This is a genomic window from Pinirhizobacter sp. (assembly GCF_035317885.1).
Lineage (GTDB): Bacteria > Pseudomonadota > Gammaproteobacteria > Xanthomonadales > Rhodanobacteraceae > Pinirhizobacter.
Genome location: NZ_DATHFX010000185.1, coordinates 1 through 6189 on the forward strand (window position 1 = coordinate 1; position 6189 = coordinate 6189).

The window sequence follows — 6189 nt, forward strand, 5'->3', positions numbered from 1 at the left end:
AGTGGCGGTCAAGGGCAAGCCCGACGCCCAGGGCGAAGCCCCGGTCGAGAAGCTGGAACTGGCCCAGCCCGGCCGCCTGACCCCGGAACAGTTCAGGGATGCCACCCGCGACCTCACCGCCTTCCTGGAATACGCGGCCGAGCCCGCGGCGCTCCAGCGGCAGTCGATGGGCGTATGGGTGATCCTGTTCCTGGCCGGTTTCACCTTCCTGGCGTATATGCTCAAGCATGAGTACTGGAAGGACGTCCACTAAAGGGCGCAAGGGCGGCGCAAGCCGCCCTTCTTCATAGGGTAGGCTAAAGCCGGCATTTTCCAGGGGAGGAGAGCAAGGTTATGGTGCAAAACGCCCGTTCGCGGACCGTACTCGCGCTCTATACCACCGCCGAGGACGTCCAGTGCCACCGTACGCGCCTCGTGCTCGCCGCCAAGGGCGTCAGCTACGAACGCATCATGGTCGACCCGGAGAAGCCGCCGGCCGACCTGGTTGACCTCAATCCCTATGGCACGCTGCCGACCCTGGTCGACCGCGACCTCACGCTCTACGACACCTACGTGGTATGCGAGTACCTCGACGAGCGCTACCCGCACCCGCCGCTGATGCCGATCGACCCGCTGTCCCGGGCCCGCCTGCGCCTGGCCTCGGTGCGGATCGAGCGTGACTGGCTGCCCGAGATCACTATGATCCGCGCCGGCGGCAAGCCCGCCGAGGCCGCCCGCAAGCGGTTGCGCGAGCACTTGCTCGAGGCCGTACCGCTGTTCAAGGCCTCGCGTTTCTTCCTGAACCCGGAAATGAGCCTCGCCGATTGCCTGGTGGCTCCGGTGGTCTGGCGCCTGTCGATGCTCGGGGTTGATTTGGGCAAGGAAGGCAAGCCGATCATCGATTACGGCGAACGGCTATTCCACACCCAGGGGTTTGCGCGTAGCCTGACGCCTGAAGAAAAAGCGATGCGCGAACTGTAATGACTGATACCAGCGAACCCACCGGCATGACTTCCAATCGCCCGTACCTGTTGCGGGCGATCTACGACTGGATCAGCGACAACGGGCTTACCCCCTATGTGCTGGTCGACGCCGGCCAGGCCGGGGTGAAAGTGCCCAGCCACGTGATCAAGAACGGCCAGGTGGTGCTGAACCTGGCCATGCGTGCGGTGGCCAACCTCGACCTCGGCAACGACGTCATCAGCTTCCAGGCACGTTTTTCCGGCGTGAGCCAGTCGATCAGCATCCCGGTTACGGCCGTGCTGGCGCTGTACGCGCAGGAGAACGGCCAGGGCATGATGTTCCCGGCCGACGACAATTCCTCCGTGGCAGGCGAGGGCGGTGGTGGCAACGATGCGGACGGCGATTCCGAGCCGCCGCCGTCCGACGATCGCCCAAAGCGCGGTGCGCCGCACCTGCGGGTGGTGAAGTAACCCTTACGAAGGATCTTTCGGCTTTGGCCGGAACGGGATGACGTTGTCGGCGCTGCCTTCGGCGATGCGCCTGGGCGTGGCCGGCGGCCGCCGGGGGCCGTAGACGGCTTCGGGATAATCGGGCTCGGCCGAAGCCAGGGCGGATACATCCCGCTCGGGCATCACCAGCCGGGCCACCCGGCGTCCCCGCATCCAGATCTGGCCCCGCTGCCGCGTGCGGCCGTCCAGGCTTACTTCGAAGCCATAGCGCACTTCCACGCCCAGGTGGCCGTCGTGCCGGTACAGGCGCAGGGCCGATAGCGCCACGCTCTGGTCCAGCAACTGCACGTCGTTTTCGCTGCACAGCCGCGATGCCTGCGCCACGGCACGCTCCCGCGCAGCCGTCAGCCCCATCCATGAGGCCACCAGGCCACATAGCAGGAGCATGACGAAAAGGTCGGTTAGCGAAAGCATGCAAGCAGTGTGTGGCCGCCGGGCCCCACTCGCAAGCGCTGGAGGGCTAATCCAGCTGAAGTCGCAGCGAAAGGTCGATCGCCCGAACGTGCTTGGTCAAGGCGCCGATGGAAATGAAATCGACGCCCGTGGCAGCGATCCGCGCCAGCGAGGCGATCTCCACGTTGCCCGATACCTCCAGGGGCACCCGGCCGTCGGCAATGCGCACCGCTTCGAGAAGGTTCTCGTGGGTGAAGTTGTCCAGCAGGATGCGGTCGACGCCGGCGCCGATGGCCTGGCGGAGTTCATCGAGTGTCTCCACCTCCACTTCCAGCAGCAACCGGGGATGCAGGGTGCGTCCGGCTTTGACCGCACGGTCGATGCCGCCGGCGGCGATGATGTGGTTTTCCTTCACCAGGATGGCGTCGAACAGGCCCACCCGGTGATTGGTGCCGCCGCCACAAAGCACGGCGTACTTCTGCGCCATGCGCAGGCCCGGCAGTGTCTTGCGTGTGTCGAGGATGCGCGTGCGGGTGCCGGCGACCTCCGCCACGAAGCGGGCGGTGGCGGTGGCCGTGCCCGAGATCAGTTGCAGGAAGTTCAGCGCCGAGCGCTCGGCCGTCACCAGGGCGCGGGCGCCGCCGTGCAGCATGCAGATCACCTGGCCCGCGGCGAGGCGGTCGCCATCGGCTGCGTTCCAGTGGATCACCACGTGCGGGTCCAGATGGCGGAAGCAGGCGTCGAACCAGTCCTGGCCGGCGAGGACCGCATCTTCGCGGCAGGTCAGCACCGCGCTGGCGGTGGCATCGTGGGGAAGAAGGTCCGCGGTGACATCGCCACCGCCGATGTCCTCGGCCAAGGCGCGCGCCACGTCGGCGTCCACGCGAATGGGATCCGGCCGCGCCAGCGGCGCGGCCGGGGAAGATGATGCGTTCATGGAGTATCCGAGCCGGGCTGGCGCAGCTTCTCGACGATGGCGTCCATCGCACGGTCGAACAGCAACGCGGATTCGAGCACCGTGGCGCGGCCGTTGGCAAGCGCGGCGGCCAGCGACACCTGGCTGTGGTCGGCCACTTTCAGGCCACGGCGGTTGACGAACAGGTAGCGGCCGCTGATCGGGCTGATCCACGACAGCTTGGCACGCTCGCTGTTTTCCTCTTCGTCGAGGAAGGCTACCCACTGGCCCACGCGTAACTCCGCGGCCTGGGCCAGGAAGTTGTCGGCGATGGCATCGTCGTCGATGCCCAGCTCGTCGTCTTCGGGTTCGAGCAGTTCCGGCTCGACGATGGCCTGGATGGAATCAGGGATCGGCAGCGGCGCTGGCGGGGTATCCGGTGACGGCGCGCGCGCCTCGCCCAACTGCTGGCGGTAGAACTCCTGCAGCTGCACCATCAGTTGTTCGGTATCGCCTTCCTGGAACGCCACGGCAGCCAGGCCCCGGCGCAGGTTGCGCTCGATGAAGGGCAGGCGGTTGCGCAGCAGTTGCCGCGTGGTGGCATCGGACATCGGCTGCACGGTGGCGATGAAATCGTCGACGAAGCGCAGCGCCTCGCGGAACTCGGGTGATTCATCGCCCTGGCGCAGGAGCGTTAGTACAAGATAGTTGGCCCAGGCGCGGGTAAGCACGCCATGCGCCAGCGCCGGCAGGTGCCGCTGGCCGATGCGGTCGACGATCTCGCGTGCGGCGCGGCGGCGCGCCTGCTCGAGCTTCTCGCGGCCGCGGGTGGATTCGGCCACGCGCTGCTCGGCCAGCTCCGCGCGCTTGCGGCCGACGTCCAGGAACTCCTGCAACTCGCCCGACAGGCGGTCGAAGATGTGCATGTCGTCGTCGAAATCCTGCAGCAGGCGATCGACGATGGATTTGACCTTGTCGTACAGGCGGTGGTCGCGGTCGGCATCCACCGACCAGCCCTTGCCGGCGTCGGCCAGCGCGTCGAGCAGGCGGCGCGCCGGATGGTTGCGATGGGCGAACATGCGCCGGTCGATCAGCGCGACCTTCAGGTACGGAATCTGCAGGCGGGCCAGCAGTACCTGCATCTCGGCCGGGAGGTTGCGGTCTTCGAGGATGAATTCGAACAGCATGCCGACGAGGTCGATGGTGTCCTCGTCCATGCTGGCCACGTGCGTGGACGGCTGGCCGCGCAACTGGCCCAGCTGCAACAGCAGCTGTTCCTTCAGGTGGCCGACTTCTGCATTGCTTTCGGCGGGGCTTAGCGGCACGCCGTGCGTGGTCCCGGCGATCTGGCTCTGCAGCAGGGTGAGCGCGCCAAGCAGTTCCGCCGGGGTTGGCGGCGGTCCGGCGGGGCCCGCGGCGTACTGGCTGCCTGCCATGCCGCCGCCCGCCTGGCCGCCGTGGCCCACCACGCCGCGCCGAGCGCTGAAGAGCGACTGCAGGGTAAGCATGATGTCGGCGGTGTAGTCGCCGTTGGCGCCTTCATCGGCCTGGTAGTCGGGGGGCAGGGGCGTGCCGTCGGCCGACACGCGCGGGGTTGCGCCATCGGTGCGGCGCCCGGGAAGTTCGTGGCGTAGTTGCGGCAACACGCCGGCCTTGGCCAGTTCGTTGTTGACCTCGTCGTAGAGCTCATCCAGGCCCGACAGCACGTAGCGATCGAACAGCTTGTAGATGATCAGCTTCACCCTGACATCCACGCCCAGTTCGCGCACGGCCTGGCGGAACGCCTGCGACAGTGCACTGGGCCCGATGGGATTGTTGGCGTCGTCGGTGCGGGTGCCGCCACAGATCACCGACAGGCGCTGGTTTACCGCGAACAGGGCACGCGCCATGCGGGTTTCGTTCTTGCCCACCATGCTGGTGATGGCGAGCGATTCCTCAAGCTCGCTTTCGCCCACGAGCGAAAGCTCCGGTGTCACGAAGGCGTTGCGCTCGGGGTTGTCCGGTTCGCTGCGGGCGCGGCCGGCAGAGAAGTCGGCGAAGTCGCGGGTGGTCTGCCCAAGGAAGCTGCGCTCCACCAGCGCCCGCTTCTTGCGCACTTCGCGCATGCCGTCGAAGTACTGGGTTTGCGCCGCGTTGCTCTCGGCTTTCTCGGCCAGGTCGAACAGGGCGTCGTCGACGTTCTCGAACATGTTGCTGGCCAGCGCGTGCAGCTTTTGCGTGGCGATGCCGCGGACGGCGATCAGGAGGTCTCCCACCCGGCTTTCTCGCGGGTCGAGCCGCGCGCCCAGGTCCACCACATTGGAAGGCTCTTTGGCGTTACTCATCGCCGCACCTGGATTCGCTTGGGAAGCCCCCGCTCCGACGGACAAGTTTGCCGGAAAGCGGGTTTTGGTTTGTGACCCCTATCACGGACGGGCTGTTCAAGGGCTTGCCGGCCACTCGTTGAACTGGACGGTGCCAATACCTTGCTCGGGAAGCATGACGGGGATGCCGTCGTCCACCCGGTAGACCACCTTGCCGTCGGTGGTGACCAGGGCTTCGTCCACGCGCTGGGAGAGCTTCTCGCCGGCCACGTTCTGTACCTGCCCCTTCTCGATGCCGGCGTTGAGAATTTCCAGCTCACCCGATTTGAGGGTTCTCAGCGGGCGCTTGCTGACGGGGCAGCAGAGGATGTCGAGCAGACGCTTGTCCATGGGGGGCGGCCAATGCCTAATGCCTAGAATGCGCTTACAATAACGCTTTTTTGGATATCCAGGCGATGACTCCTGCAGCTTCGGCGCCCCGCGTGGGCGTGGTGATGGGCTCGTCTTCCGACTGGGAGACCATGGAGCACGCCTGCAACATCCTGACGGATCTGGGTATCGCGCATGAGGTCCGGGTGGTCTCGGCGCACCGCACGCCGGATCTTCTTTTTACCTATGCCGAAGAAGCGGCAGGCCGTGGCCTGCAGGTCATCATCGCCGGTGCCGGTGGCGCCGCCCACCTGCCGGGCATGCTGGCTGCCAAGACGCGCCTCCCCGTATTTGGCGTGCCGGTGCAATCGAAGGCCCTCAATGGCATGGATTCCCTGCTTTCCATCGCGCAGATGCCGGCCGGTATCCCAGTAGGCACGCTGGCCATCGGCCGTGCCGGCGCCTGCAATGCCGGACTCCTGGCCGCTGCCGTGCTGGCCCTGCACGATCCGGCCGTGGCCCGCGCACTGGACGAATTCCGTGCCCGTCAGACAGCCGCGGTGCTCGACAAGCCGGATCCCCGCCCATGAGTCGTCGCCAGCCGGTACTCGGGATCCTGGGCGGGGGTCAGCTGGCCCGTATGCTCACCCTTGCCGCCGCGCCCCTGGGCGTGCGCACCTATGTGGTGGACGGCGCGGCCGATGCCTGCGCCGGGCAGGTGGGCCCGCTACTGGTGGCCGACTACAGCGACGCGCAGGCCCTGGCCGGGTTCGCCGGC

General features: G+C 66.9%; 8 protein-coding genes and 1 pseudogene. 5 read left to right on the plus strand and 4 right to left on the minus strand.

The window, feature by feature from the left end:
* The 3 genes from VK519_RS05820 to VK519_RS05830 all read left to right on the plus strand — a co-directional run.
* Positions 1 to 253: cytochrome c1 (locus VK519_RS05820; RefSeq protein ID WP_324348181.1), on the plus strand; the 253-nt coding region annotated here is incomplete at its 5' end.
* Between the two features lie 80 nt (positions 254 to 333).
* Positions 334 to 960: a glutathione S-transferase N-terminal domain-containing protein gene (locus tag VK519_RS05825; RefSeq protein WP_324348182.1), complete on the plus strand. Its 627-nt coding sequence runs from the start codon at positions 334 to 336 to the stop codon at positions 958 to 960.
* A 26-nt stretch (positions 961 to 986) separates the two neighbouring features.
* Positions 987 to 1412: a ClpXP protease specificity-enhancing factor gene (locus tag VK519_RS05830; protein ID WP_324348188.1), complete on the plus strand. Its 426-nt coding sequence runs from the start codon at positions 987 to 989 to the stop codon at positions 1410 to 1412.
* A gap of 3 nt (positions 1413 to 1415) precedes the next feature.
* Here the strand turns inward: VK519_RS05830 and VK519_RS05835 are convergent, their stop codons facing one another.
* From VK519_RS05835 to VK519_RS05850, 4 genes are all read right to left on the minus strand, one after another.
* Complete coding sequence (locus VK519_RS05835) at positions 1416 to 1865, minus strand: DUF3301 domain-containing protein (RefSeq protein WP_324348183.1); 450 nt, start codon at positions 1863 to 1865, stop codon at positions 1416 to 1418.
* A 46-nt stretch (positions 1866 to 1911) separates the two neighbouring features.
* Positions 1912 to 2781: a carboxylating nicotinate-nucleotide diphosphorylase gene (gene nadC, locus VK519_RS05840; RefSeq protein ID WP_324348184.1), complete on the minus strand. Its 870-nt coding sequence runs from the start codon at positions 2779 to 2781 to the stop codon at positions 1912 to 1914.
* On the minus strand, positions 2778 to 5063 hold the full coding sequence (locus VK519_RS05845) for a DUF1631 domain-containing protein (RefSeq protein WP_324348185.1): 2286 nt from the start codon (positions 5061 to 5063) through the stop codon (positions 2778 to 2780). Before VK519_RS05845 ends, nadC begins: the two co-directional genes overlap by 4 nt.
* Positions 5064 to 5159: 96 nt before the next feature.
* Positions 5160 to 5432: a Trm112 family protein gene (locus VK519_RS05850; protein ID WP_324348186.1), complete on the minus strand. Its 273-nt coding sequence runs from the start codon at positions 5430 to 5432 to the stop codon at positions 5160 to 5162.
* Between the two features lie 65 nt (positions 5433 to 5497).
* Between VK519_RS05850 and purE the strand changes: the two genes are divergently transcribed.
* Together purE and VK519_RS05860 are read left to right on the plus strand one after the other, a co-directional pair.
* The gene (gene purE / locus VK519_RS05855; protein WP_324348187.1) at positions 5498 to 6001 is read left to right on the plus strand and encodes a 5-(carboxyamino)imidazole ribonucleotide mutase; all 504 of its coding nucleotides are present in this window, start codon (positions 5498 to 5500) and stop codon (positions 5999 to 6001) included.
* Positions 5998 to 6189 (plus strand): annotated as a pseudogene (locus tag VK519_RS05860) (5-(carboxyamino)imidazole ribonucleotide synthase); the annotation flags it as partial. The gene purE and the pseudogene VK519_RS05860, both read left to right, overlap by 4 nt.

Coding starts and splice junctions, on each gene's coding strand:
- VK519_RS05825 (WP_324348182.1), top strand. CDS start 334: ATGGTGCAAAACGCCCGTTCGCGGACCGTACTCGCGCTCTATACCACC.
- VK519_RS05830 (WP_324348188.1), top strand. CDS start 987: ATGACTTCCAATCGCCCGTACCTGTTGCGGGCGATCTACGACTGGATC.
- VK519_RS05835 (WP_324348183.1), bottom strand. CDS start 1,865: ATGCTTTCGCTAACCGACCTTTTCGTCATGCTCCTGCTATGTGGCCTG.
- nadC (WP_324348184.1), bottom strand. CDS start 2,781: ATGAACGCATCATCTTCCCCGGCCGCGCCGCTGGCGCGGCCGGATCCC.
- VK519_RS05845 (WP_324348185.1), bottom strand. CDS start 5,063: ATGAGTAACGCCAAAGAGCCTTCCAATGTGGTGGACCTGGGCGCGCGG.
- VK519_RS05850 (WP_324348186.1), bottom strand. CDS start 5,432: ATGGACAAGCGTCTGCTCGACATCCTCTGCTGCCCCGTCAGCAAGCGC.
- purE (WP_324348187.1), top strand. CDS start 5,498: ATGACTCCTGCAGCTTCGGCGCCCCGCGTGGGCGTGGTGATGGGCTCG.